1 pseudogene is annotated in these 245 nt (G+C 68.6%); it reads right to left on the bottom strand.

Features of this window, described 5'->3' with window-relative positions:
* A pseudogene (locus tag KZZ06_RS21910) lies at positions 1 to 245 on the bottom strand (acyltransferase); the annotation flags it as partial.

The raw sequence follows: 245 nt of genomic DNA, 5'->3' as shown, positions 1-245 counted from the left end.
GACGTAACGGGCGCAGAATTCCTCGATCAGGGTCGACTCGCTGCGGATGTCGGCGATCTGCAGCAGGGCGGCGCCGGCGAGGAGCACGCCGCCGGGCACGCGACGCAGGGCCTTGGTGACCACCGAGAACACCGCCAGCAGGTAGATGAACCAGAGGCTGGAATAGGGCTCGATCAGCGCGTGGGCGAGGTGCGCCGCGAAGGCCGCGGGCCCGGCATCCCCGACGATCTTGCCGTATCTGGCAA

Source organism: Sulfitobacter sp. CW3 (assembly GCF_019392245.1).
GTDB lineage: Bacteria > Pseudomonadota > Alphaproteobacteria > Rhodobacterales > Rhodobacteraceae > Sulfitobacter.
Note: the sequence above shows the minus strand (reverse complement) of the source record. Positions and strands in the feature narration are given on the sequence as shown.